This window comes from Oerskovia rustica (genome assembly GCF_014836555.1).
Classification (GTDB): domain Bacteria; phylum Actinomycetota; class Actinomycetes; order Actinomycetales; family Cellulomonadaceae; genus Oerskovia; species Oerskovia rustica.
The window spans coordinates 130,906-155,940 of record NZ_JACSQQ010000005.1 but is presented as its reverse complement, the minus strand read 5'-3'; the positions used below and the strand labels follow the sequence as shown (position 1 = coordinate 155,940).

18 protein-coding genes are annotated in these 25,035 nt (G+C 73.2%); 7 read left to right on the top strand and 11 right to left on the bottom strand.

Annotated elements, in window-relative coordinates:
• Positions 1 to 104: 104 nt before the first annotated feature.
• From H9652_RS04665 to H9652_RS04640, 6 genes are all read right to left on the bottom strand, one after another.
• Positions 105 to 881, bottom strand: coding sequence for a MazG family protein (locus H9652_RS04665; RefSeq protein WP_191795113.1), 777 nt, complete (start codon positions 879 to 881; stop codon positions 105 to 107).
• 255 nt (positions 882 to 1,136) lie between these two features.
• On the bottom strand, positions 1,137 to 1,991 hold the full coding sequence (locus H9652_RS04660) for an ABC transporter ATP-binding protein (protein WP_191795112.1): 855 nt from the start codon (positions 1,989 to 1,991) through the stop codon (positions 1,137 to 1,139).
• Positions 1,988 to 2,824, bottom strand: coding sequence for an ATP-binding cassette domain-containing protein (locus H9652_RS04655; RefSeq protein WP_191795110.1), 837 nt, complete (start codon positions 2,822 to 2,824; stop codon positions 1,988 to 1,990). The genes H9652_RS04660 and H9652_RS04655 overlap by 4 nt, the downstream gene beginning before the upstream one ends.
• Positions 2,821 to 3,762, bottom strand: a complete 942-nt coding sequence (locus tag H9652_RS04650) for an ABC transporter permease (protein WP_191795108.1) — start codon at positions 3,760 to 3,762, stop codon at positions 2,821 to 2,823. Before H9652_RS04650 ends, H9652_RS04655 begins: the two co-directional genes overlap by 4 nt.
• On the bottom strand, positions 3,759 to 4,727 hold the full coding sequence (locus tag H9652_RS04645; protein ID WP_191795106.1) for an ABC transporter permease: 969 nt from the start codon (positions 4,725 to 4,727) through the stop codon (positions 3,759 to 3,761). The genes H9652_RS04650 and H9652_RS04645 overlap by 4 nt, the downstream gene beginning before the upstream one ends.
• Before the next feature lie 10 nt (positions 4,728 to 4,737).
• Entirely contained in the window at positions 4,738 to 6,240 is a 1,503-nt protein-coding gene (locus H9652_RS04640; protein ID WP_191795105.1) for an ABC transporter substrate-binding protein, read from the bottom strand.
• Positions 6,241 to 6,764: 524 nt separating this feature from the next.
• Here H9652_RS04640 and H9652_RS04635 point away from each other — a divergent pair.
• The gene (locus H9652_RS04635) at positions 6,765 to 7,511 is read left to right on the top strand and encodes a hypothetical protein (RefSeq protein ID WP_191795103.1); all 747 of its coding nucleotides are present in this window, start codon (positions 6,765 to 6,767) and stop codon (positions 7,509 to 7,511) included.
• Positions 7,512 to 7,586: 75 nt separating this feature from the next.
• Positions 7,587 to 8,678, top strand: a complete 1,092-nt coding sequence (locus tag H9652_RS04630) for an acyltransferase family protein (protein WP_191795101.1) — start codon at positions 7,587 to 7,589, stop codon at positions 8,676 to 8,678.
• Here the strand turns inward: H9652_RS04630 and mfd are convergent.
• The 3 genes from mfd to H9652_RS04615 all read right to left on the bottom strand — a co-directional run bounded on the left by mfd (position 8,641) and on the right by H9652_RS04615 (position 14,915).
• A complete protein-coding gene (gene mfd / locus H9652_RS04625) occupies positions 8,641 to 12,345 on the bottom strand; it encodes a transcription-repair coupling factor (RefSeq protein ID WP_191795099.1) in 3,705 nt (1,234 codons plus the stop codon). The genes H9652_RS04630 and mfd overlap by 38 nt on opposite strands.
• 168 nt (positions 12,346 to 12,513) lie before the next feature.
• Positions 12,514 to 13,716, bottom strand: coding sequence for a GNAT family N-acetyltransferase (locus H9652_RS04620; protein WP_191795097.1), 1,203 nt, complete (start codon positions 13,714 to 13,716; stop codon positions 12,514 to 12,516).
• A gap of 68 nt (positions 13,717 to 13,784) precedes the next feature.
• Positions 13,785 to 14,915, bottom strand: coding sequence for a GNAT family N-acetyltransferase (locus H9652_RS04615; protein WP_191795096.1), 1,131 nt, complete (start codon positions 14,913 to 14,915; stop codon positions 13,785 to 13,787).
• A 251-nt stretch (positions 14,916 to 15,166) separates the two neighbouring features.
• Here H9652_RS04615 and H9652_RS20205 point away from each other — a divergent pair, with 251 nt between their 5' ends.
• Positions 15,167 to 15,832: a phosphatase PAP2 family protein gene (locus H9652_RS20205; protein WP_191795094.1), complete on the top strand. Its 666-nt coding sequence runs from the start codon at positions 15,167 to 15,169 to the stop codon at positions 15,830 to 15,832.
• 32 nt (positions 15,833 to 15,864) lie between these two features.
• Here the strand turns inward: H9652_RS20205 and H9652_RS04605 are convergent, their stop codons facing one another.
• Positions 15,865 to 17,070, bottom strand: coding sequence for a glycosyltransferase family 4 protein (locus H9652_RS04605; protein ID WP_191795092.1), 1,206 nt, complete (start codon positions 17,068 to 17,070; stop codon positions 15,865 to 15,867).
• A gap of 84 nt (positions 17,071 to 17,154) precedes the next feature.
• On the opposite strand from H9652_RS04605, the gene H9652_RS04600 reads away from it, so the two are divergent.
• Complete coding sequence (locus H9652_RS04600) at positions 17,155 to 18,258, top strand: glycosyltransferase family 4 protein (RefSeq protein WP_191795091.1); 1,104 nt, start codon at positions 17,155 to 17,157, stop codon at positions 18,256 to 18,258.
• 6 nt (positions 18,259 to 18,264) lie between these two features.
• Here the strand turns inward: H9652_RS04600 and H9652_RS04595 are convergent, their stop codons facing one another.
• A complete protein-coding gene (locus H9652_RS04595; protein WP_191795089.1) occupies positions 18,265 to 21,636 on the bottom strand; it encodes a hypothetical protein in 3,372 nt (1,123 codons plus the stop codon).
• Positions 21,637 to 21,742: 106 nt separating this feature from the next.
• Here H9652_RS04595 and H9652_RS04590 point away from each other — a divergent pair, with 106 nt between their 5' ends.
• The 3 genes from H9652_RS04590 (at position 21,743) to H9652_RS04580 (ending at position 25,016) form a co-directional block, all read left to right on the top strand.
• A complete protein-coding gene (locus H9652_RS04590; protein ID WP_191795088.1) occupies positions 21,743 to 22,867 on the top strand; it encodes a glycosyltransferase family 4 protein in 1,125 nt (374 codons plus the stop codon).
• Positions 22,868 to 22,986: 119 nt separating this feature from the next.
• Positions 22,987 to 24,195, top strand: coding sequence for an ABC transporter ATP-binding protein (locus H9652_RS04585; RefSeq protein ID WP_191795086.1), 1,209 nt, complete (start codon positions 22,987 to 22,989; stop codon positions 24,193 to 24,195).
• A 2-nt stretch (positions 24,196 to 24,197) separates the two neighbouring features.
• Positions 24,198 to 25,016 carry an ABC transporter permease gene (locus tag H9652_RS04580; protein ID WP_056764177.1) on the top strand — a complete coding sequence of 273 codons (819 nt, stop codon included), beginning with the start codon at positions 24,198 to 24,200 and terminating at the stop codon, positions 25,014 to 25,016.
• The last annotated feature ends 19 nt before the right edge of the window (positions 25,017 to 25,035 follow it).

The following is a 25,035-nucleotide window of genomic DNA, read 5'->3' as shown; positions in this document are numbered from 1 at the left end:
GCCTCGTGGACACGATCGCCCGCATGTCGGCCGTGGTGCACGCCGGGGGTGACGTGCTGCGGTGCCGAGGGTGACGCCTCGGTCAGCCTCCGCGGGCGTGTCCGTCACCCCCGGCGGGCGGCCACGTCACCCTCGGCGGAGACGATCGCCCGCTCGACCTCGCGCAGCGCGACCCGCAGCGCCGTCTCGGCGTCCACCCCGTCGGCCTGGGCGCGGCGCACGACGTCGAGCAGCTCGTGCCCGTACGCCCGTTCCAGCGCGTCGCCCGGCGTGCCCGACGACGTCGCTCCCCTCCCGTCCCCCGCCTCGCCCGGGGCGACGGGAGGGACCGACGCGACGACCGCCGTCGGGCCGGGACCCGCGACGGCCTCCCCCAGTCCCGCGCGCTGCGCGCGGGACAGGACCTTCTGCGCGCGGGCCAGCGCGCCCTGCGCGAGCGGGATCCCCTCGAGGACCGACTCGCGCTGCTTCTCCTGCTGCTTGATCTCGTCCCACTGCGCGTACAGGGCCGCGTGGCCGTCGCCCGTGGTGACGGCGGTGTCCGCGAACACGTGCGGGTGACGCCTGACGAGCTTGGCCACGAGGTCGGCCGCGACGTCGTCGACCGTGAACGGGGCGACCGGGTCCTCGCTCGCGATGCGCGCATGGAACAGGACCTGGAGCAGCAGGTCACCGAGCTCCTCGCGCATGCCCGCGCGGTCGCCCGTCTCGATGGCCTCGGCGAGCTCGTGCGCCTCCTCGAGGAGGTAGCGGACCAGGGTCTCGTGCGTCTGCTCGCGGTCCCACGGGCACCCGCCGGGCGAGTAGAGCCTGTCCATGACGGTGACGGACTCGCGCAGGGGGTCGACGGGACCGGGGTGGTTCGGCTCGCTCGTGGTCATGCGCCCATCGTAAGGAGGCGACGTCCGTCGCCGGAGGCACGCGAGATGCTGCTCGTCGTGGGCCGGGGGTCGAGGGAATCCACGAGAGAGATCAGATGCCCAAAGAACGTGCGCGCCGACGGAGCGCCGAGAACCGCTGGCGGTTCCTCGCCACCGAAGACCTCATCAGCGCGTACGAGAGCGAAGAAGACCCGGCAAGCGTCCTCGTTGCGACGTCGCTCCGCCGGATCTGCTGGACCTGCCGAGCCTCAACCGTCACGGCAGCGTCGGCACCGCCGCGAGCAGCTCACGCGTGTACGCGGCCGTAGGCCGGGTCAGCACCTCGCGCGTGGGGCCGGCCTCGACGACCTCTCCCCCGCGCAGCACTACGGTCTCCTCGCACAGCTGCCCGACGATCGCCATGTCGTGGCTGACCAGGACGAGCGTGAGCCCGAGCTCGCTCTGGAGCCGGCGCAGCAGGTCCATGACCTGCTCGCGGACCGACACGTCGAGCGCACTCACGGGCTCGTCGCCCACCAGGACCGACGGCGAGGGCGCGAGGGCACGGGCGATCGCGATGCGCTGGCGCTGGCCGCCCGAGAACTGGGCCGGGTACTTCGTCCGGGCGTCGGGGTCGAGGCCGACCCATCCCAGCACCTCGTCGACGCGCGCCGACACGTCGCCGCCGATCTTGAGCGAGCGCAGCGGCTCGGCGACGATCCGGGCGACCGTCATGCGTGGGTCGAGCGACGTGCGCGGGTCCTGGAGGACGACCTGCACCTCGCGCCGGTACCGTCGCATGAGCGCGCGGTCCCGGCGGTCCAGGGGCGCGCCGCGGTAGGAGACCGTGCCGCGCGTCGGGCTGTCGAGCCCGAGCAGCAGGCGCAGCAGCGTCGACTTCCCGGCGCCCGACTCCCCCACGATCCCCACGCTGCGGCCTGACCGGACCGCGAGGTCGACGCCTGCGAGCGCCGCCGTCGGGGGCGTGCGGCGCGATCCGCCGAACTCGCGCCACACCCCGTCGAGCGCGACGAACGGTGGGGCGTCACCCTCGGCCGGGTTCCGGTCACCCTCGGCCGGGTTCCGGTCACCCCCGGCAAGGGCGTCGCCCCCGGCGGCCTGGTCGCTCATCGGTCCTCCTGGGTGGTCGGGTGCAGGGTCGGCAGGTGGGTCACGGCGCGCGCGGCGGCGAGCAGCGTCCGGGTGTACGGGTCCTCGGGGGCGTCGAGGGCACGGGCGACGCTCGTGGCCTCGACGACCTTGCCGTGCCGCATGACGACGAGGTCGCGCGTGACGCGGGCGACGACCGGCAGGTCGTGCGACACGAACACCAGGGCGGTCCCGGTGCGCTCGATGAGGTCGTCGAGCAGGTCGAGGATCTCGGCCTGGACGGTCACGTCGAGGGCCGTGGTGGGCTCGTCGGCGATGAGCACGTCGGGCTCGCACGCGAGCGCCATGGCGAGGCACGCGCGCTGGCGCTGGCCGCCCGAGAGCTGCCAGGGGTAGGACCCGAGGATGCGTTCGGCGTCGTCGAGTCGCACGAGGCGGCACAGGTCGGCGGCGAGCTCTGCGGCGCGTGCACGCGAGACCTTGCGGTGCAGGCGCAGCGGCCCGGCGATCTGCCGACCGATCGTCATGAGGGGGTCGAGCGCCGTGAGGGGCTCCTGGAAGACCATGGCGATGCGCGCCCCGCGCACGCGGCGCAGCGCTCGTTCGCCGAGCGTGAGCAGGTCGGTCCCGTCGAGCAGGACCTGCCCGGTGGCGGTCATGCCGTCGGGCAGCAGCCCGAGGATCGCGGCCGCGGTGAGCGACTTGCCCGAGCCGGACTCGCCGATCACCCCCAGGCGCTCGCCGGGCGCGACGTGCCAGCTCACGTGGTCGAGCAGCACCCGGCCCGACGACGTCGCCACCGTCAGGTCGCGCACCTCGAGCCCGGTGGTGCTCGTCGTGGGAGTCACGGTCATCGGTCCCCTCGCAGGCTCGGGTCGGTCCGTTCGCGGATGCCGTCACCCAGGAGGTTCAGGCCGAGCACGGTCCACGCGATGAGCAGCCCGGGCAGGATCGCCCCGAGCGGCTGGACCGCGACGGACTTCTGGGCGGCGCTGAGCAGCCGCCCCCAGGACAGGGCGGTCGGCGAGCCGAGCCCCAGGTAGGACAGCGACGCCTCGGCGAGGATCGCGCCGCCCGCGAGCAGCATGAGCTGCACCAGCAGGGTGGGGGCCACGTTGGGCAGGACGTGGCGCAGGATCGTCCCCCACCACCCGGTGCCCGACGCCGTCGCGGCCGTCACGTAGTCCTCGCGCAGCACGCGCGCGGCGTTGACCCGCGTGACGCGCGCGATCACCGCGGCCCCGGAGATGCCGATCGCGACGACGGCCGAGGTCAGCGACGCGCCGCGAACGGTCACGATCAGCATGGCCAGCAGCAGGGTCGGGAAGGCGATCATCAGGTCGACGACGTTGAGGAGCGCGACGTCGGGGGGGGGGGGGGGGGCGGCGCCCCCCACGCCGATCGTGATGCCCAGCAGGCCCGCGATGACGACCGAGGCGATCGCCACGGTCATCGCGACCGTGGCCCCGCCCATGAGCTGGCTCAGCAGGTCGCGCCCCAGGCGGTCGGTGCCCGCCCAGAACTGCGCGCTCGGTCCCTCGAGCCGCCCGCCCGTGCCGGCCGCGCCCACGCCCACGTCGTACGGCGTCCAGAAGACCGCGACGACACCGACGAGCGCGACGAGGCCGACCATGACGAGACCCGCGACGAACGACGGGCTGACGCTCCGCCGTCGGGCGCGCGGGGCACCACCGTCCCCGGTCGCGGGCGCGAGCACGCCCTCCTCCCGCGCCGGGGCCAGGCGCCCGGATCCTTCGACGACGGGGATCTCCCCGCCCAGGTCGATGCTCATCGTGCGCCTCCGAGGGCAGAACCGGCACGCAGCCGGGGGTCGATGCCGCGCTGGGCGAGGTCGACCAGGAAGTTCGTGACGAGGACGAGGGCCGTCAGGCCCAGGACGAGGGCCTGCACGACGGGCAGGTCGCGCCCCGCGACCGACGACACCAGGAGCGTGCCGAGGCCCGGGAGCGCGAAGACGTTCTCCACGACCACGGCCCCCAGGAGCGAGGTCGCGAGCTCGATGCCGAGGATCGCGACGACCGGGACCGCTCCGTTGCGCAGCCCGTGACGTGCCAGGGCGTGCCAGCGGCCGTAGCCGAGCGATCGGGCGGTGCGGACGTAGTCCTGGTCCAGGACGTCGAGCGTCGCCGACCGCACGTAGCGCACCATGACGGACGACATCGCGACGGCCACGGTCGCCACGGGAAGCACGAGCGAGCGGACGGCCGCCGCGGGGTCCTCCCAGCCCTGGCGCGGGAACCCGCCGGGCGGCAGGACCCCCGCCTCGAGCGCGAAGACCCACACCAGGATCACGCCGACCCAGAAGACCGGCACCGCGACACCGAGCTGGGACACGGCCGAGACCGCGACCCCCACGACGCCGCGGCGCCGGACCGCTGCGACCACTCCGAGGGGCACCGACACGAGCACCGAGACCGCGAAGGCCGCGAGGCTCAGCGGCAGCGTGATCGGCAGCTTGCTCGCGATCAGCTCCCCCACGGGCAGGCGCGAGACGAACGACGTCCCCGCGCTGCCCGAGAACAGTCCCGCGACCCACTGCCCGTACTGCGTCCACAGGGGCTGGTCGGTGCCGAGGTCGGCACGCAGCTGGTCGAGCTGGTCGCTCGTGGTGCCCACGCCGAGCGACGTGCCCGCGCTGTCGCCCGGCAGGAACCGGAGGACGGCGAAGACCACGACGCTCGCGAGGACCAACGACAGCAGCAGCGTGCCGACGCGCGTCAGGAGGTAGCGGGACATGGGTGCTCGGTCAGCCTTCCCGCACGATGTCGGCGACGTAGAAGCTCTCCGTCACCTGGTTCACCGGGAAGCCCGTGATCTCGGCGCGCGCGACCCGGATCTGCGGGTCGAGGTACAGCCAGGCGCTCGCCGCCTCCTGCCCGATGGTCTCGTTGACCTGGGTCAGCAAGGCCGTCTGCTCGTCGGTCGTGGCCGCCTGGTCGGCGTCCGCGACCCACTGCTGGACGTCCTTGTTGTCGTACCCCCAGTAGAAGTCCGGGTTCGCGTACCAGACGACGTCGCGCGGGTTCACGTGGCCCATGAGCGTGGTCTGGAAGTCGTGGTCCGTGTAGATCTTCTGGTACCAGGTGGCGTCGTCGATCGGGTTGAGCGTGAGCGTGACGCCTACGGCCTTCAGGTCCGCCTGGAGGAGCTGGGCGATGGTCTCGGACGGGTCGCCCGCGACGTAGTCGACCGCGATGCTCAGGTCGCTCACGCCGGCCTGCGCGAGCAGGTCCTTCGCGGCCTGCGGGTCGTAGGCGTGGACGTCGGCCTGGTCGACGAACCACGGGTCGGTCGGCGGGACCATCGAGCCGATGACCTGGCCACGCCCGTCCCACACGGCGTCGAGGATCTTCTCGCGGTCGATCGCCGTGTAGAGCGCCTGGCGGACACGGACGTCGTCGAACGGCGCGACGCGGTCGTTGAAGGCCCAGATCTGCTTGGTCGTCGAGGTGCCCTCGGTGATGGTGAACTCGTCGTTCCCCTCGAACTGCAGGAGCTGGTCCGGGGAGTCCTCCGCGATGACCAGGTCGAGGTCGCCGGTCAGGAGTGCGTTGTTGAGCGCGGTCGTGTCCTGGAAGAAGCGGAACGTGACCCCCGAGTTCTTGGCGGGCTCTCCCCAGTAGTCGTCGTTGCGCTCGATCGTGAGGTGGTCGCCCTGCGTCCACTCGACGAAGCGGTACGGGCCCGTGCCGTTCTCGCTCGTCAGCTCGGTGTCACCGTCCTGCACGATCGTCACGGACGCGAGGTAGAAGGGCAGCGACTGGCTGCGGCGCGACAGGTCGAGCTGGACCGTGGCGTCGTCGGGGGCCGTGATCGCGGAGATGACCGACAGGTCGTTCTTGCGCGCGCTCTTGGACTCGGGTGCGATGGTCTGCGAGATGCTCCACACGACGTCCTGCGCGCTCAGCGCGGACCCGTCGTGGAACGTCACGCCCGGCTGCAGGTGGAACGTGTAGACGAGGCCGTCCTCGGACACGTCCCAGTCCTTCGCGAGCGTCGGGACCACCTCGCCGTCGACGTCGACCGAGGTCAGGCCCTCGAACACGTTGCGCGTCATGGTCTGCGAGACGCCCGAGCTGCCGCCGACGTTGCGGACCAGCCCGGTGGGCTCGTTGGTCGAGCCGATGACGATCTCGGCGTCCGCGCCTGCCGCGGCACTGCTGCTCGCGCTGCCGGACCCGCCCGAGCCGCACGCGGCGAGCAGGAGGGTCGTCGCCAGGACCGCGGCGGCTGCCTTGAGGGTTCTCATGGGGGTTCTTCCGTTCCGGAGGGTGCAGCGGGGCTGCACGGGGACCACCTCGCTCCCGGGACCTGGGTCACGGGACGAGGTGGTGAGGGGTTCGTGGAGCACGGTCGTCCGACGGGTGGCGGGGGCCGGGCGGCGGAGACCGGGAGGGGCTCGGGGCGTCACGAGCGCGGCCGACGGTGCGGGGCGCTGCGATCACCGGGCACGACGACGCGTGCGACGGGAGAGCCGGAGGATCAGACCTGTGCGTCAGGGGCGGTCACGTCGGGGAGCACCCGCGACGGACGCCGCCTGTCAGCGGCTGTTCAGAGACAGCGACAACAGCGGGCGGCGCTCGTCGAGCCGTGCCGTCCGGTGCTGGGGGTGCGCGTGGAAGCGCTCAGGTCGAGAAACATGATGCGACAACTATCTCACCGACCAGGCGGTATGGATGCGCACCGCAGGTGTGGCGGTCGTCACGTCCCCGCCTCCGCTGCTAGGGTCGGCGAGCCGAGCGTGAGCTCGCCTGGGTCGTCGATGGAGCACTCATGCTGCGTGTCACCGTGCCTGTCCGGGTCCTCGTCCGCCGCCTCGCGCTGGCGATCGCGATCCTGGCCGTCCTGCACCTCCTGGCCAACTTCCTCGAGAAGGGCGCCGACCTGCACGGCGGCGTGATCGAGCCGCTCGTCCACTACTTCAGCATGGACGAGGAGGTCAACGTCCCCACCTGGTTCACCGTGGTCCTGCTGGCCTCGACGGGCCTCGTCACGGGGGACCTGCTGCACGTCGAGCCCGTCCCCGCCCGACGGTGGGCCTGGGGGCTCGTCGCGTTCGTGCTCCTCTACCTGTCGATCGACGAGATGACGAGCTTCCACGAGCACCTGGGCACCTCGCTCGAGGAGCACTTCCGGAGCATCGCGGACCTGCCCTTCAACGGCTGGATCGCGTTCTACGGCCCGCTCGCGCTCGTCGTGGCCGCGATCGTCGTCCCGCTCCTGTGGGGACTGCCGAGCAGGTTCCTGCGCCCCATGGCGCTCGCCGGGGTCCTCTACGTGGCCGGCGCCGTCGGCTTCGAGGCGATCGCGGGGCTGCTGGAGGACCAGGGCTTCGACCGGGCGATGTTCGTCGGGCAGCTCGCGGTGCTCGGCGAGGAGAGCCTCGAGATGATCGCGGTGCTCGTGTTCCTCGTGGCCGTCGTGCGGTACCGCGACGCCCTCGACGGAGGCCTCGCCGCCGTCGAGGCGACCTCGACCTCGGCGGGGACGTCCGACGACGGGACCACACTTCATCCTTGACCCCCTCCCGCCCGGGCGCCCACGATGCAAGAGCGGCCTCTCGACGGGGCCGCGCACCAGCGGCAGGGGACCTCGATGACGACTCCGGCGGAGACGGGCAGCGCCCCGCGCCAGCTCCCCTCCCTGACGGCGATCCGCGCGGTCGCCGCCGCGGCGGTCCTGGTGTTCCACCTGGACTACTGGCAGGTGCTCGACATCCCCGGGGCGTACTACGGCAGCACCGGGGTCGCGCTGTTCTTCGTGCTCTCGGGCTTCATCCTGACGTGGACCGCCAACCCCGCGCTCCCCCGCCGCGGCTTCTACCTGCGCCGCGTCGCGCGGATCTACCCCGACCACCTCGTGACGCTGGTCGCGGCCCTCGTCATCGCCCTCGTCCTGGGCAGCCCGCCCGTGACCGGGCGCATCATCGGCGCCAACGTCCTGCTGCTCCAGGCCTGGTCCCTGGACCCGACGGTCGTGTACGGGCTCAACGGCGTCGCGTGGTCGCTGTCGTGCGAGCTCGCGTTCTACCTCGCCTTCCCGTTCCTCCTGCCGCTGCTGCGGCGCTGGACGACCCGGACCCGGCTGGTCGTGACCCTCGTGGCGCTCGCGATCCCGCTCGTCGCGACGGTCGTGGCCCCCGCGACGTACCAGGTGCTCTACCACTTCCCCCTCGCCCGGTTCCCCGAGTTCGTGCTGGGCGTCGTCGCAGGGCTCGCGTTCGTCGAGGGCCACCGGTCACGGGTCCCGTGGGCCGGGGTGCTCGGGATCCTCGCCGCGGTGCTCGTCGCGGCCGAGCTCACGCACGCGACCGAGGCCGTGGCCCGGGTCGCGCTCGTCCTGCCGTTCGCGCTGTTCCTCATGCTCTGCGCCGAGCGCGACCTGCGCGGCCGGCGGTCCGTGCTGACGCACCGCGTCCTGATCGTCGCGGGCTCGGCCTCGTACGCGTTCTACCTGGTGCACGAGCTCGTGATCCGTCGCGTGCTCGACACCCCTCTGACCGGGGTGCTCGCCGCGGCCGTCATCACGGTCGCCGCCGCGGTGCTGGCCTACGCGCTCTACCGGTTCGTCGAGGAGCCCGCCCGCCACCTGATCGTGAACCGCTGGGGGCGGCGGCGCGCCCCGGCCCCCACCGCCGCACCGGCGACGGCTACCGCTTCGACGTCCCCACCGTCGCCGCCGCGCTGACGTCGCCCGTGATGACCGCGTCGATGAGCTGGCGCGCCCAGGCGAGCACCTCCATGCCCCGCAGCGGACGGCCTCCGATGCGCGCCGTCGTCGGGAAGGGGACGAGGAACGCGCGGATCGCGGGCTTGAGCATGGTGCCCGGGTAGAGGCGCTTGAGGCGCAGCTCCGCGGACTCCGGGAGATCGACGGGCGCGAAGCGCACGAACTTGCCCTGCGCCGTGACGTCCGCGAGGCCTGCGCGGCGCGCGTGGTTGCGGAAGTCCGCGACGGCGAACAGTGCCTCGACGACCTCCGGGAGCGCGCCGTAGCGGTCGACGAGCTCGGCCCGCACCTCGGCGAGCGCGGGCTCGTCCTGGGCCGCCGCGATCTTGCGGTACGCCTCGAGGCGCAGGCGCTCGTGCGCGATGTAGTCGTGCGGGATGTGCGCGTCGACCGGGAGCTCGATCGAGACCTCGGGGGCTTCCTCCTCGACCTCGCCCTTGAACGACGCCACGGCCTCCCCGACCATGCGCACGTACAGGTCGAACCCGACGCCCGCGATGTGCCCCGACTGCTCGCCGCCCAGCAGGTTGCCCGCGCCGCGGATCTCGAGGTCCTTCATGGCGATCTGCATGCCCGCGCCCAGGTCCGTGTTGGCGGCCATGGTCGCGAGGCGGTCGTGCGCGGTGTCGGTCAGCGGGCGCTCGGGCGGGTACAGGAAGTACGCGTACGCGCGCTCGCGCCCACGGCCCACGCGGCCACGGAGCTGGTGGAGCTGGGACAGGCCCAGCATGTCGGCGCGCTCCAGGATGAGGGTGTTGGCGTTGGAGATGTCGAGGCCGGTCTCGATGATCGTGGTGCAGACCAGGACGTCGAGCTCCTTCTCCCAGAACGCCGTGATCGTCTGGTCGAGCTGGGCCTCGCTCATCTTGCCGTGCGCGACGCCGATGCGGGCCTCGGGGACGAGCTCGCGCAGGCGCTGGGCCGTGCGGTCGATCGTCTCGACCTTGTTGTGCACGTAGAACACCTGGCCCTCGCGCAGCAGCTCGCGGCGGATCGACGCCGAGATCTGCTTCTCCTCGTACGCGCCCACGTACGTGAGCACAGGGTGCCGCTCCTCGGGCGGGGTCGCGAGCGTCGACATCTCGCGGATGCCCGTGACGGCCATCTCGAGCGTGCGCGGGATGGGGGTCGCGCTCATCGCGAGCACGTCGACGTTGGTCCGGAGCTGCTTGAGCGTCTCCTTGTGCTCGACGCCGAACCGCTGCTCCTCGTCGATGATGACCAGGCCCAGGTCCTTGAACTTGATGGCCCCGGAGATGATGCGGTGCGTGCCGATCACGACGTCGACCGAGCCGTCCTTGAGCCCCTCGACCGTCTCCTTGGACTCGGCCTCGGTCTGGAAGCGCGAGAGCGCCTTGACCGTCACGGGGAACGCCGAGTAGCGCTCGGCGAACGTCTGGAAGTGCTGCTGGACCAGGAGCGTCGTGGGCACGAGGACCGCGACCTGCTTGCCGTCCTGCACGGCCTTGAACGCCGCGCGGACCGCGATCTCGGTCTTGCCGTACCCGACGTCGCCGCACACGAGCCGGTCCATGGGGACGGCCTTCTCCATGTCGGCCTTGACCTCGTCGATCGTGACGAGCTGGTCGGGCGTCTCGACGTACGCGAAGGCGTCCTCGAGCTCGCGCTGCCACGGGGTGTCGGGCCCGAAAGCGTGCCCCTGGGTGGCCATGCGCGCGCTGTAGAGGCGGATGAGCTCGCCCGCGATCTCCTTGACGTGCTTGCGCGCCTGGCTCTTGGTCTTGGCCCAGTCCGAGCCGCCCATCTTGTTCAGGCTGGGCGACTCGCCGCCCGTGTACTTGGTGACCTGGTCGAGCTGGTCCGACGGCACGAACAGGCGGTCGCCCGGCTGGCCGCGCTTGCTGCTCGCGTACTCGATGACGAGGTACTCGCGTGTCGCGGCGTTGCCGCCCGTGCCGAGCGTGCGCTGCACGAGCTCGACGAACTTCCCGACGCCGTGCTGCTCGTGCACCACGTAGTCGCCCGCGCGCAGTGCGAGGGGGTCGACGACGTTGCGCCGCCGCGAGGGCATCTTGCGCATGTCGCGCGTGCTCGACCCCTGGCGTCCCGTGAGGTCCGACTCGCTGAACACCGCGAGCTTGAGCTCTGGCGCGACGAAGCCCGGCCCCACGGGCGCGGGCGTCACGAGCACGACGCCGCCCTCGGGCTCGGTGTCGATCGACGCGACGAGGCGCGCGGCCGTGTCGACCGCGGAGAGCTGCTCGGTCATGCGTCGGGCGGGGCCGTGGCCCTCGGTCGTCAGGACCAGGCGCCAGCCCGCGTGCTGGAGCGAGCGCAGGTCGTCGAGCGCACGCTCGACGTCCCCGCGGTAGGACTCGACGTTGCGCGCGGGCACGGTGAAGGTGGTCACGCCGCCTCCGTACGCCACCTGCCCGGCGGCCGCTCCTTCGCCTCCCGGGAGCGCCTCGCCCGGGTGCGCCTCGCCGTCGGGGGTGGTGCCCTCGTCGAGGCCGAACGGGCTGAGCGTCCACCACCCGAGGCCGCGACGCTCAGCGACGTCGTGGACGTCGGCGAACGTCTCGAACGACGCGGCCGAGAGATTGATCGGGGTCGAGCCGCCCGCCGCGGCGCCGGTCCAGGCTGCGGCGAGGAACTCCTCGGTCGTCGCGACGAGGTCGTGCGCGCGGCGGCGCACGCGCTCGGGGTCGTTGATGACGAGCAGGGAGTCGTCGGGCACGAGCTCCAGGACGGGCAGCATGCGGTCCACGAGGACCGGCGCGAGGGACTCCATGCCCTCGACGGCGATGCCGGCGGCGAGCTTGTCGAGCATGTCGGTCGCGCCGGGGAGCGTCTCGATCAGCTCCGCGGCGCGGGCGCGGACCGCGTCCGTCAGGAGGATCTCGCGGCACGGCGGCGCCCACACGCCGTGGTCCGCGATCTCCAGGCTGCGCTGGTCCGCGACCGCGAACCAGCGGATCTCGGTGACCTCGTCGCCCCAGAACTCGACGCGCAGGGGGTGGTCCTCGGTCGGGGGGAAGACGTCGAGGATGCCGCCGCGCACCGCGAACTCGCCGCGCCGCTCGACCATGTCCACGCGTTGGTAGGCCGCCGCGCTCAGGCGCTCGGCGACGTCGGTGAGGTCGGCCGTCTCACCCGTGCTGAGCTCGACCGGTTCCAGGTCACCCAGGCCCTCGACGACCGGCTGGAGCAGCGCGCGCACCGGCATGACGAGGACGCGTACCGGGCCCGACTGGCTGATCTCGCTGGTCGGGTGCGCGAGGCGCCGGAACACGGCGAGCCGCTTGGCGACCGTGTCGCTGCGCGGCGACAGGCGCTCGTGCGGCAGCGTCTCCCACGCGGGCAGGACAGCGACCAGGTCACCCAGCTCGTCGGGCAGGTACGCGCGCACGCTCGCCGCGAGCTCGTCGGCCTCACGGCCCGTCGCGGTGACGACGACGAGGGGGCGGGAGCCCTGGGCGGGCTCTCCCTGTGCGGCCCCGGCGGCTTCCCCGGTCGCGGTCGCCCCCGCCATCGCGGCGAGCAACGGCGGACGCACACCCACCGGTCCGACGACGTCGACCGCGCCCCGCAGGCGCACGTGCTCGACGACGGCGCGCGCGGTCGGGTCGGCCAGGAGGGCGGGCAGGATTCCGGTGAGGTTCATGAGTTCCTTCGAGCAGGGTCACCGACGGCGTAGGCGTCCACGGGCGCAGGCCCGGGCAGGTGTGGACGTCGTTCGACGCGACCCGCAGCGAGGCGCGGGCGCGCCGGAACAGCACGAGCGGCCCGGACCGAGGTGAAGACGGTCCGGGCTGAGGGTGCGAGCACCAGGTTACGCCGAGGGGGTGACAGGGGGCGCGGTGGTTCGCCCACGGCGGCGCGGCCCCTCGGCCCGCCGCTCCCGCAGCCACCTACGGCCCCGCCCCGCCGCCACGATCGCTGACAGAAGTACGCGCGACGGCCAGCTCCCCACGGCGCACGTGACCGAGACCAGGTCCACGCGGTCGGGGTAGAGCAGCGTCTCGTCGGGGTACCGGCGCGGGTCGATGCAGCTGTCCACGAGCACGGTCCCCGGCACCTCGGCCAGCAGCCGCATCCCGAGCAGTCGTCCCCACGCCCCGGGTGAGTGCGCCGACCAGGCCGGGTCGTAGGCGTCGGAGATCGAGAAGACCACGCCGCCGCGCCGGACGCGCACCGCGAGGTACACCGGTGCCCCGGACGGGCCGACCCGCAGCACGTGCGCCTCACCTCGCTCGCGGTACGCCTCGACCAGCCCCGCGAACCACTCCGCGGCGCCGGGCACCACGCGCCGGGCCTCACCGCCCTTGGCCCGGTCGCCCTTCCAGCCCGCGGCCTCCAGGTCGAGGAACTGCTCGACGATCCCCGGTTCCGCGGTCGCGTCGACGATCCGCAGCTCCTGCCCGAGCTCCTCGACGAGGTGTCGCCGGCCGCGGCGGAGGTTCTTGCGCCGCGAGGCGGACAGCTGCGGACCGAGCACGTCGCCCGCCTCCGCCTCCTGGCCTGGCCCCGGCCCCGGCCCCGGCCCCGGCCCCGGCCCCGGCACGAGCGCACCCCGCGAGATCCGGTCCCACTCCCGCACCGGCATGCCCGCACGCGCGAAGGCCTCCAGCAGCAGCGTCGTCGTCTCCCCCGACGCCCTCAGCAACGGGAGGTCGACCGCCTGGCCGAGCGCTCGCCGTCGGGCATGGAGCGCCGCGACCAGCGACGCGACCGCCAGCCGCGGGCGGGCCGCGTCCACGAGCGGCGCACGCAGCGCCGCGAACCGCTCGACGAACGGCCCGTCGAGGCTCGCGTGCCGCGCGGGCCACAACCGGTCGCGGCCCACCGTCTCGAACGGGAGGAACGCGAGCCAGCCCGACCCGTCGGACACGACGAGCGCCCTGACCGCGCGCCCGCCCCCCATCCCGCGCGCGGCCGCCCCCAGGACGGCGGGCTCGAAGTAGGGGTTGGGTTCGAGCGAGGAGTCCGCCAGGCGCTGCCAGGCCGCGAGGTCCTCGCCGCCCAGGTCGGCCACGCGCACGATCCTGCTCGTCACACCAGCCCCCGTCGCCCGGGCCCGGCCCGGGGCGCCCGCAAAGGTCGTCACCGGACGCGCCGCACCACGCGCGCCGCCGCGCGCATGACCCGCATGGTCAGGCGCGCGACCACGCTCCCCGTGACGACGGTCGACGAGACCATCGTGAGCCGGTCGGGGAACAGGTCCGTCGCGTCCTTGTAGAGCGAGGGGTTCATCGAGCTGTCGAACACCTCGACGTCGGAGTTCTCGTCGAGCCACGACAACGCCATCACGCGCCCGATCGCGCCCGGCCCGTACCGCGCCCACTCCTCGCTGTACACGTCGAAGTAGCCGAACGCCGTGGACCCCGTGCACACGATCACGGCCATGTGCAGCAGGACCCCGCCGGCGACGAGCGCGAACACGTGCGCCCGCCCGGTCTCGGCGAAGCCGGCGAGCATCTGCGTGAACCACTCCTGCCCGCCGCGACGGCTCCGGAACCCCATGCCGCCGCGCGACGCGTCGCCCTTCCACCCCTGCTGCTCGAAGTCGAGGAACGCCTTCGCGATCTCGGGGTCGTCCCCCCTGTCCTCCAGGACCAGGGTCTCGCCCACCGCGCGCTCGAGGCGCCGGCGACCGCGCGCGAGCGACTTGCCGCGAGGCATGCGCTCGGCCCAGCTCCCCGACTCCCCCTCGTCGAACCGGACCGCGCCCCGGGGGTCGCCGCCCCACGAGTGCACGGGGATGCCGCGCTCCCGGCACACCTCCTCGAGGCGCTGGTTGGCCCGCCCGTCGCGGGACAGCAGGTGCAGGTCGATCGCCTGCCCGAGCTCGCGGCGTCGCTCGTGGAACGCGTCGACCAGCGCCTCGACGGCCTCGTCGACGCGCGCGCCGTCGACCAGCGGTGTGCCCAGCGGGCAGTACAGCGCCAGGAAGTCCGACCCGGTCGAGGCGTGCCGCCACGGCCAGTGCTTGTCGCCCGGGACCATCTCGAACGGGAGCGCGGCCCACCAGCCGCCGGGTTCGACACCGCTGAGGTCGCCCTCGACGACCAGGAGCCGCAGGTCGGACCCGCCGCTGAGCTCGCGCACCGCGGGCACCAGCATCTCGGGCTCGAAGTACGGGTTGGGCTCGGCGGCGCGGGCTGCGAGCGCCCGCCACGCCTCGATCTCCTGATCCGTCAGGTCGATGATGCTCAGCACACGGCTCCGTGCCATGAAGGACCCTCTGTCGTCGGGCGATCGCTTTCCCCGGACCTCGCGAGATCGGTGCCCGGGGCATCTGCAGTACGACGGTAGACACCGAACGACGCCGGGGCCACAGTGGGAGCACTGATTTCACCCGACCGGATTCCCCACGCCGCGCCGCCGTCGTCCGACAGTGCCCGTCGGGTGTCCGTGGACGCTCGTCAGCCACCCGTCAGGCGCTCCCCAGGCGCCGCCCGACGCACTCCCAGGAAGGCCTGCCCGTGACCACGGACGCGCTGCACGACGTCGGCACCCGCCTCGGGCGGTCGGCCCGCGTCCCGCTCCTGCTCGCCGGGGCGCTGGTGCTCGGCGCGGTGTTCACCGTGACCTACGTCGTGACCGTCCGCACGCTCGCGGGGCAGCAGCTCGACAACGGCGCGTTCGTCTCGTGGCAGCAGCTCAACCCGTTCCTCGGGTCGTTCGCGCAGGTCCTGCGACCGGCCCTGCCCGTGGCGCTCGGGGTCGTGTGCGCGGTCCTCGGGGTGCTCGCGCTGCGGGCCCGCCGGTGGCGGGACGCCGCGCGTGCCGTGGCCGTCGTGGCCGTCACGGTCCCGCTCGCCCGCTGGCTCCGCGACGGGGCGCTCGACCGGCCGGACCTCGCCGACCTGGCCTACCCCCAGAACACCCTGCCCTCGGGGCACGTCGCGGTGACGGCCGCGCTGTGCGTCGCGGTCCTGTTCCTCTGGCCCCGTCGCTCGGGGGCTCTCGTGGCGTGGGCCGTGGTCGTGAGCCTCGTGGCGTGCGTCGCCTCGCTGCTCGAGCACGCGCACCGCCCGAGCGACGTCGTCGCGTCCCTCGCGCTCGTGGGGGCGCTCACGTGTCTGGTGCTCGCGCTCACGCAGCGCCAGCGCGTGGCTCGCGAGGTAGAACGTCCTGCGTCGAGGTAGTACCCGCAGGGGTCTACCTCGTGCAGGAGGTTCTACCTCGGCGCGCGCGCTCGCCGGGCCGCACGGGATCTCAGGACACGCTCGTAGACGTCGTCGTACCGGTCCACGACGGCCTCCCAGGTGTAGCCCTCGACCTCGCGGCGGCCCGCGGCCCCGAGCGCGGCCGCGACGTCGGGTGCGTCGAGCAGCGACCCGATCGCCCCTGCGAGCGCCGCGGCGTCCCGGGGGTCGACGAGCAGGCCCTCCACACCGTCGGTGAGGAGCGTGCGAGGCCCCCCGAGCACGGTGCCCACCACGGGGCGCCCGGCCCGCCAGGCCTCGAGGACCACGATCGACGCGGCCTCCTTGCGGCTCGGCACGACCACGACCGTGGCCGCCGCGAGCGCCTCGGCGACGGCGTCCGGCCCCAGCATCCCGGGGAAGGACACGCGGTCCTCGACCCCGAGAGCCCGCGCCCGACGCCGCAGCTCCGCGAGCTCCGAGCCGTCGCCCACGATCGTGAGCCGGGCCCGGTCCTTGAGGTCCGACGCCGCGAAGGCTTCGAGCAGCAGGTCGAAGCCCTTGACGTGCTCGACGCGGCCGACCGCGAGCAGCACGGGAGGCCCGACGGCGTCGGGCGGGTCCGCGGGTCCCGTGCGGGGAGCCGGGGGGCGCGCCGGGTCCGTGGCCGGCGCCCCGAGCTCCACCCCGTTCGGCACGACGACGGCGCCCTCGTACCCGAAGCGTTCGGCCAGGTCCTCGGTGACGATCGTCGAGCAGCCCGTCACGGCGTCCGCGCGGGCGAGGGCCGCGCCGAACCAGGTGCGCATCCACCAGGACGTGCCGAGCGCGTCGTGGTCGTCGGCGAACGTCTCACCGTGCGAGCTGACGACGAGCGGCGTGCGGGTGACGCGCCCCAGGGCCGTGGCGTAGACGCCGTTGGGGCCGAAGCACTGCACGTGCAGGACGTCCGGGCGCAGCGAGCGGTACGCGCGGGACCATCGCCAGGCGGCCGCGGGCCAGCGGACCGCGAAGGACAGGACGCCGCGAGCGCCGCGCGAGGGCTGGGGGGTCGGCAGGTAGCGGACCGTGACGCCGTCGAGCACGCGGGTCCCGAGGTGCTCGCCCTGGTCGACGGCCCACACCTCGACCGTCTCGCCGCGGGCGGCGAGCACGCGCGCGACGTGCTGGACGTGGGTCTCGACGCCGCCCGTGCGGGGCGCGTAGGAGCTGGTGACCAGCGCGGTGCGGGGACTCATTTCGCCCCCTGGAGACCGTGGTCGGGGCGCCGCGCGCCGCTAGAGTGGGGCTCTTCCCGTGCCGCGAGAGAACGGACTCCCCGCATGCCGCAGCTGGTGATCGCGACCGTCGCGGTTGAGGTGCCCATGGGCGCGCAAGTTTATCAGGAGGAGGTCGCCACCCGGGCGGCCCGAGCCCTCTCCGCACCCTCCTCGGGCACGGTTTCACCCACCGCGACACAGGCTCCCGCAGGGGCCGAGGACTGGACCGTGCGGCGCACCGTCGCCCGCTCCCTGCGCTCGCCCCTGCCCGGCACGCTCCGCCTCCCGCTCTCCCGCCTCGGCACCGCCTCACCCGCGCTGCGCCGGGCCGCGGGCCGGGTCGTCTACCCCCGCGGCGCCGTCGTGCACCGCGTCGGGCTCGAGCTGCCCCCGCACCCGACGCGCGACGTGGTGACCATCCAGGACGTGGTGTCCTGGCGGTTCGACGACGAGTCCCGCCCGGTGCGCGCAGCCGCCGAGGAGGCCCGGCGCGCTGCAGCCGTCGTCACCGTCTCCGAGTTCAGCGCCGACGAGATCGCCGAGCTGCTCGGCGTCGAGCGCCCGCACGTCGCCTACAACGGGGTCGACGAGCGTTACTTCCACACCCCGCCCCTCGACGCCGCGGCGCTCGACGCGCTGGGCATCACCGGCCCGTACGTGCTGCACGCGGGCGGCGCCTCGCGGCGCAAGAACCTGGAGAGCCTCGCCGCGGCGTGGCCGCTGGTCCACAGCGCCCGCCCGGACCTGACGCTCGTCATGAGCGGTCCGCGAAACGCCCGGCGCGACGCGCTGTTCGGTGCGCTCGCGGGCACGCGCCTCGTGGGCCGCCTGCCCGACGACGTCATGCCGGGTCTGGTCGCGGGCGCCGCCGTCGTCGTGGTCCCCTCGCACTACGAGGGCTTCGGTCTGCCCGCGCTCGAGGGCATGGCCGCGGGGGTGCCCGTGGTCGCGGCACGCACGAGCTCGCTGCCCGAGGTCGTGGGCGACGGCGGGCTGCTCGTGGACCCGACGCCCGACGAGATCGCCCAGGCGACCCTGTTCGCGCTCTCGGACGACCCGGAGGTCGCGGCCATGGTCGAGCGCGGCCGGGTCCGCTCGGCCGACTTCACGTGGGAGCGCAGCGCGGCGCAGCACGCGGCCGTGTGGCGGAGCGTGGCCGCGCGCTGACGCGGGTCAGGCTCCTGGGCCCCAGGCCTGGAGCGCGCTCACGGTCGCGACGTAGGCGCTCTCGGTGGTGAGCGGCAGGAACGACGGGTGCAGCCCGCCCACGACGCCCGAGTAGTTCGCCGCGAGCACGGGCACTCCCCGCTCGGTCGTCATGGGCACCGAGACGCGCACCGCGGTGACCTCGACCGGGTCGATCTCGAACACGGCGACCCGGTCCGCGAACTGGTCCTTCTGCTGGGCGACGTCCTGCCAGGTGCCGTCGGGCAGCTGGACCGAGACCGTGTAGTCCCGCAGACCCATGCTGCAGCACCGGATCCCGGCCGTCGCGACACCGATGCGGTCGATCGTCTGCGGCCCGTCGGTCGTCACGGTCACCGACGGGTTCTCGTCGACGACGTCGTCCGCGAGGCGACCGGAGCGCCACGGGTCACGCACGTCGAACGTCCCGGACGTCACGACCTGGGCGTCGGCCTCCTCGTGGGTCGAGGTGGCCGTGACGGGCCGCCCGGCCAGGAGGGCGGGGCCGAACGGCCGGGTGGCCTCGACCGCGAGCGCCTGGCCCGGCGCACCCACGAGGAAGACGGGCGCTCCCGTGACCGGGAGGTCGGCACCGTCCGCACCGACCTCGACGCTCGTCTCGGCCCCGTACTGGTCGACCATCCGCAGCGTGCCCGGTCCGCCGTCGGCCGTGACGCGCAGCGTGGTCGACAGGTCGTCGCCCCAGACCGCGAGCAGCTTCTCGCCCGCCGGTCCCACGGCCGAGGCCGCGAACGTGCCGGGCGCGCCCGTCTCGACGAAAGTGGGCGCCCCATAAGGGGCGAGCAGGGCCGAGGTCGCGGCGAACGCCGCCCCGGACGGCTTGACGTAGCTGCCGTACTGGACGAGCGACCACGAGTTGCCCGACTCCCCGAAGCCACCCTCGGAGAAGAAGTACGTCCACTCGTCGATCCCCTCGGACCCGTACCAGAGCAGCTTGCGCGCGACGTCCGAGCCGCCCGCCCAGAAGTTCGCGACGCCGTCGGACCACCAGCCGGACTCGGTGTCCCAGACGGGCAGGTCCCCGCACGGGGCGAGGGCCTCGCGCAGCGCGTCCAGGTCGTCGCCCGGCTGCGAGAACCCCTGCTCCTCCCACGAGCGGTTGAGGCCCGTGTAGGGGTGGATCCCGACGACGTCCATCGAGGCGCACCCGCCGGCCTCGACGAGCGCGGCCCACCAGTCGGGCACGATGCCCAGGGTGTTCCCGCCGACGATCCGGACGCCCGGGAACGCCGCGCGCGCCCCGGCCGCGAAGGGCGCACCGATCTGCTCCTCGTACTGCGCGCCGTCGTCGAAGCCCGTGTTGTTGGGCTCGTTCCACGGCTGCCAGGCCACGATCCCCGGCGCCTCCTGAGCGATCGCCGCGACGATCTCGCGTGACCAGCCCTCCCAGGTGCCCGCGTCGACAGCGGCCCGCTCGGCCTCGCCGCCGGACCCGAGCTGCAGCGTCAGCGTGACGCCGGTGGCCTCCGCGAGCGCCGCAGCGGCCTTGAGCTCGGCGAACGGGTCGGGCTCGGCCCCTTCCTCGGGCTCGGGCATGCCGGCGCTCGGGAGCGAGTCCCAGACCAACCCTTCGGCGCTCGGGGTGCCGGTCGGGTCGGCGACGATCGCCCCGAAGTCGAGCTGCCAGCGGAAGCTGCCCACGCCGAGCTGGTCGGCGAGCTGCACCCCGCGCAGGACGGAGGCCCCGCCCCAGTCGGCGCCGTCGGCCAGGCCGGCGAGGTCGAGCGGGGCGCCGGGGGCCCCGACCGTGTAGCGCAGGCACGTCCCCGAGACCGGGTCACCGCTCTCGCGGTCGACCAGCGCCGCGTCGACCTCGTAGACCCCGGGCCGCGTGGCGGGCAGCGTCACGGGCACGTCCCCGCCGTCGGCAGGGAGGTCGACGACCTGCTCGTCACCCACGACCGGGTCGAACACCCGCGGGTCTCCGCGCACCTGGAAGCGCAGCTCGTACCGGTCGGCCCAGCGTCCCCACGAGTCGTCGAGGCTCAGGCGGACCGCGGGCTCCTCGCCCGGCGGGAAGTAGTTGTAGACCTCGTCCGTCACGAGCCCGGCCCCCGCGCCCATGACCGAGAGGAACCCGTCGTTGATCGCGTTGTACTTCACGGGTGCGCCGAGCTGGTAGGCCATGCGGTCGGTCGTGACGGCGGTGAGCGCGACGGCCCCCTCGCTCGTCGTCAGCGCGTAGTACGTGCCGTCGTCGAGCACGAGGGGCGACCCGTCGAGGAGCGTGAAGTCCGCGTCGAGGTCGGCGCGCGCGTCGGGCCACACGCCGCGGCGGACGCCGTCCGCGCCCACGTGCTCGAACCCGAGACCGTCCTCGATCACCACGAGCCCGTCGCCGTCGGGGGCCGGCGCGACGCCGACCACGGAGTCGAACCAGTGCTGCGACGGCTTGGCGAACGCCCACCTGCCGTTCGCGGTCGCACCGAGGTGCAGCTCCTCGGCACCGTCCTGGTCGAGGACCGTCAGGTCGTCGGTGGCCCCCGCGTCCGACTTCCCCGACGACTCGAGCACCAGCCCGCCGTCCGGGAGCTGTCCCAGCACCTGGCCCGGGAAGTCGTCCCGCGTGCCGACGATCTTCCCGTCGGTCCCCACGAGGTGCAGGGTGCGCTCGGTCTCGTGCACCCCGATCACGGGCCGCCCGTCGAGGTCGTCCCACATCGCCATGCCGTACAGGTCGAGGACCCCGCCCTCGGTCTGGTCGCCCTCGGGCAGGTGCGTCGTCCAGGACCGGGTGCCGTCGGGCTCGAAGCGGACCAGGTCACGGCGCTGCATGAGCGTGTCGAGGAAGTAGATCCCGCCGTCGGCGTCGACCTCGAACTGCTCGGGGCTGAACGCCTCGTTGCCCTCGTCGAGCTGCAGCTCGAAGTCCGTCGTGCCCTTCGCCTCGCCCGTCGTCACGTCGTAGCGGGTCACGCGGTAGGCGTTCGACCTGTCCCACTCCAGGACGTAGGCGAGCCCGTCACGGACCCGCATCGAGAGCACCGTGCCGTCCGTCAGGGTCGCGACGTCGTCGACGACGTCCCGGCGACCGCCCAGGTCGGCCGGGTCGACGCCGTCGTGCGTGATCTTGTCGACCACGGGGAACCCGCACACCGGGGCCGCCCCAGGCTCGCTCGCACTGACGACCGTGGGCATGGGCGCCCCGGACGCCCCGGGGTCCGCGGCCGCTCCGTCACCGACCGCGCGGACGACCAGCGCCGCCGCCGTGACGACCACGACCGTCCCCGCGACGCCGACCACCCAGGCCCGGCGTCGTCGGTACCAGGGGGTGGGGTCGATCTGTGCTGGCGGGTCGGTCACGTCGGTGCTCCCGTCGGGCCCGGAAGGGTGGGCCAAGGGTCGATCGTACGTCCGGCACCCCCGTCGGGCGGGGCGATCCCCCGCGGATTTCACCCCCACCGCGGAACCGTCCGGGCAGGGGGCCATCCCCTACGCTGACCGCATGGACACGGACCCGCCCGACGCCGCCCGTGCCCGGGGCTCGGTCCTGTGGCTCAGCAACGAGACCCCCGACCGCGACGGTCAGGGCGGCCAACGACGCCAGTACTTCCAGATCCGTGCCCTGGTCCGCGCGGGCTGGTCGGTCCACGTCATGACGCTCGCCGGGGACCAGGACGACACGACCCTGCGGGAGATCGCGACCGTCGAGCGCTTCGCGCCGTTCCTCCACAAGCGCCTCCCCCACCCGACCCGCTACTTCCTCGCGCGCCGTCGCGCGCGCTCGGGTCGGTACGACCAGGTGATCGTGGCCCACCTCGAGTCCTGGGCGCTGCTGCGCGGAGCAGGGCGCAGGCTCGGCGTCCCCGTCCTGGTCGACGTCCACAACGTCATGAGCCCCTGGCTGTCCCGGTACGGCAGGACCCGTGAGGCCGCCACGTTCCGCCAGATCGAGGACCGCGTCCTGCGCGACGCGTCGGCCGTGTCCGTCTGCTCGCCCGCCGAGCTCGACCGCCTGCCGGACGGCGGGACCGCGCAGCGGATCGTCGCCCCGCACGGGATCGACGAGTCCGAGTGGCCGCGGCCCCCTGCCGCCGCGCCGCCGCCCGTCGTCGGCATGTTCGGCAACTGGTCCTGGACCCCGAACACCGCCGGGATCGCGTGGTTCGCCAAGGACGTGTGGCCCCGCGTGCGCGAGGCCGTGCCCGACGCCGAGTGGCACGTCGCGGGGAACGGCACCCCCGCGCGGTTCGCCGAGATCGAGGGCTTCCGCGCGCTCGGGCGCGTCCCCGCGCTGTCCGACCTCACGGCGGTCTCGCGCGTGGTCGGGGTCCCCGTGCGCGCGGGGGTCGGCGCCCCCGTCAAGTTCGGCGAGGCCCTCGCGACCGGGCGCCCCGTGATCGCCACGACCGACGGTGCGAGCGCGCACCCGGGCTCCCCCGCGCGCGTCACGAACGACACCGACGAGTGGGTCGCCTGGCTCGTCGAACGGCTGGGGCCCGACCCGGCGCTCGCCGACGACGAGGGACGACGAACCTACCGCTGGGCGATGGACGAGCTGCCGTGGGAACGCACGACCGCACCGATCGTCGCGTGGCTGTCGGAGAATTCCACCCGCTCCAGGCCCTGATACGGCGCGCGCCCGCTGATAGTGTGCCCGTGTCGCAGACGGCCCGGTTCTCACCGGTCGAGACGCCTCCGACCACCACTCGATCCGCATCGCGCGGACACCATGCCGAAGGGGACACCGTGGCGGATCCCGCTGTTGCCGTGAAGGGCCTGGGCAAGTCCTACCGCATCGCGAAGAGCGGCTTCCGGCCGACGACCGCTGCCGAGGCAGTGATCAACCGGGTCAAGCACCCGCTGCACAAGCCCGAGTTCGAGGACTTCGAGGCGCTCAAGGACGTCGACTTCGAGGTCCCGTGGGGCGAGGCGCTGGGCATCATCGGGCGCAACGGTGCGGGCAAGAGCACGCTCCTCAAGCTCCTGACCCGGATCACCGCACCGTCGGCGGGCCGCATCGAGCTGGGCGGGCGGGTCGGCAGCCTGCTCGAGGTCGGCACCGGCTTCCACCCCGAGCTCACAGGTCGGGAGAACGTCTACCTCAACGGCACGCTCCTGGGCATGCGGCGCAAGGAGATCCAGCGTCGCTTCGACGAGATCGTGGACTTCTCGGGCGTCGAGAAGTTCCTCGAGACCCCGGTCAAGCGCTACTCGTCGGGCATGTACGTGCGCCTCGCGTTCGCCGTGGCGGCGCACCTCGAGACCGAGATCCTCGCGATCGACGAGGTCCTCGCGGTCGGCGACGCCGAGTTCCAGGCCAAGTCGCTCGCCAAGATGCGCGACGTCGCGCGCGACGGTCGCACGGTGCTGTACGTGAGCCACCAGGCGCAGACCGTCTCCGCGTTGTGCACCCGGGCGATCTACCTCGACCAGGGCAAGCTCACCTACGCGGGCAACGTCGAGGACGCGCTCGCGGAGTACCGCAACAGCTTCACGAGCTTCCACGTCGCCCAGCAGGACGCGTCCCGGCGCGCCGGCACCGGCGAGCTCCGCTTCACCGAGGCGACCATCGCCGAGGAGACCATGGAGCCCACCGAGGACAAGGTCATCGAGTTCGCGGTGGGCGCCAACCCGGACCTGGTCGGCAGCTACTTCGTCTCGTGCCACGTCAACGACATGAACGGGAACATCGTCGTCCAGTGCGACTCCCGCCTCGTCGGCCTGTGGCTCGACCCGAGCGTCCCCCAGCGCGGCGCGCTGACCATCAAGGACCTGTGGCTCAAGCCGGGCAAGTACACGTACGACCTGTACGTCTGCAAGACCGGCATCCTCGACGCCTGGGAGGGCGCGGGAGCCTTCGAGATCCTGCCCAACCCGCCGTACCCCGAGGTCACGTCCGACGAGGCGCTGACCCACGGCATGGTCCTGGCCGACTTCCAGTACGAGAGGTGGTGACGATGAGCAAGACCGTGATCACCCCGCCCGGGCGGTGGGACCTGCCGTCGGTCAAGGAGCTGTGGGAGGCCCGCGAGGTCCTGATCAGCTTCGGTCGGCGCGACGTCCTGCTGCGCTACCGGCAGACCGTGATCGGTGTCGCCTGGGTCATCCTGCAGCCGCTCGCCGCGGCCGGGATCTTCGCGATCGTGTTCGGTCAGGTCGCGGACCTGCCGAGCAACGGCGTCCCCTACTTCATCTTCGCCTTCGCGGGCCAGCTCGCGTGGAACGTGTTCAGCGGCGTCGCGAGCCGCTCGTCGTCGTCGCTCGTGGCGAACCAGTCGCTCGTGTCGAAGGTCTTCTTCCCGCGCATGCTCGTGCCGCTCTCGACGATCCTCGCGGTCCTCGTCGACTACGCCGTCGCGTTCGGGCTGTTCGTGATCCTGCTGTTCGTCTACGGGATCAACCCCGGGTGGCCCATCCTGCTCCTGCCGTTCTGGACGCTGCTGGCCGTGCTGCTGGGCGCTGCGATCGGGGTCGCGAGCTCGGCCGTCATGGTCAAGTACCGCGACGTCGGGTACGCCCTGCCCTGGGTCGTCCAGATCCTCATGTACGCGACCCCCGTCGCCTACTCGTTGGAGGCCGTCCCGGCGAACCTGCTGTGGATCTTCAACATCAACCCGCTCACGTGGCTGCTCGAGGGCTTCCGCTGGTCGCTGCTCGGGCAGGCGGCCCCCGAGGCGTGGCAGGTCGTCGCCCTGGTCGTGGTGTCGGGGCTCGCCTTCACGGGTGGCGCACTGATCTTCCAGAAGCTCGAGCGTGGCTTCGCCGACGTGATCTGACCCGGTCAGGAGGGGTCCC

Coding starts and splice junctions, on each gene's coding strand:
- H9652_RS04655 (WP_191795110.1), bottom strand. CDS start 2,824: ATGACCGTGACTCCCACGACGAGCACCACCGGGCTCGAGGTGCGCGAC.
- H9652_RS04580 (WP_056764177.1), top strand. CDS start 24,198: ATGAGCAAGACCGTGATCACCCCGCCCGGGCGGTGGGACCTGCCGTCG.
- H9652_RS04640 (WP_191795105.1), bottom strand. CDS start 6,240: ATGAGAACCCTCAAGGCAGCCGCCGCGGTCCTGGCGACGACCCTCCTG.
- H9652_RS04635 (WP_191795103.1), top strand. CDS start 6,765: ATGCTGCGTGTCACCGTGCCTGTCCGGGTCCTCGTCCGCCGCCTCGCG.
- H9652_RS04630 (WP_191795101.1), top strand. CDS start 7,587: ATGACGACTCCGGCGGAGACGGGCAGCGCCCCGCGCCAGCTCCCCTCC.
- H9652_RS04650 (WP_191795108.1), bottom strand. CDS start 3,762: ATGAGCATCGACCTGGGCGGGGAGATCCCCGTCGTCGAAGGATCCGGG.
- mfd (WP_191795099.1), bottom strand. CDS start 12,345: ATGAACCTCACCGGAATCCTGCCCGCCCTCCTGGCCGACCCGACCGCG.
- H9652_RS04605 (WP_191795092.1), bottom strand. CDS start 17,070: ATGAGTCCCCGCACCGCGCTGGTCACCAGCTCCTACGCGCCCCGCACG.
- H9652_RS04645 (WP_191795106.1), bottom strand. CDS start 4,727: ATGTCCCGCTACCTCCTGACGCGCGTCGGCACGCTGCTGCTGTCGTTG.
- H9652_RS04615 (WP_191795096.1), bottom strand. CDS start 14,915: ATGGCACGGAGCCGTGTGCTGAGCATCATCGACCTGACGGATCAGGAG.
- H9652_RS04600 (WP_191795091.1), top strand. CDS start 17,155: ATGCCGCAGCTGGTGATCGCGACCGTCGCGGTTGAGGTGCCCATGGGC.
- H9652_RS04665 (WP_191795113.1), bottom strand. CDS start 881: ATGACCACGAGCGAGCCGAACCACCCCGGTCCCGTCGACCCCCTGCGC.
- H9652_RS04590 (WP_191795088.1), top strand. CDS start 21,743: ATGGACACGGACCCGCCCGACGCCGCCCGTGCCCGGGGCTCGGTCCTG.
- H9652_RS04660 (WP_191795112.1), bottom strand. CDS start 1,991: ATGAGCGACCAGGCCGCCGGGGGCGACGCCCTTGCCGGGGGTGACCGG.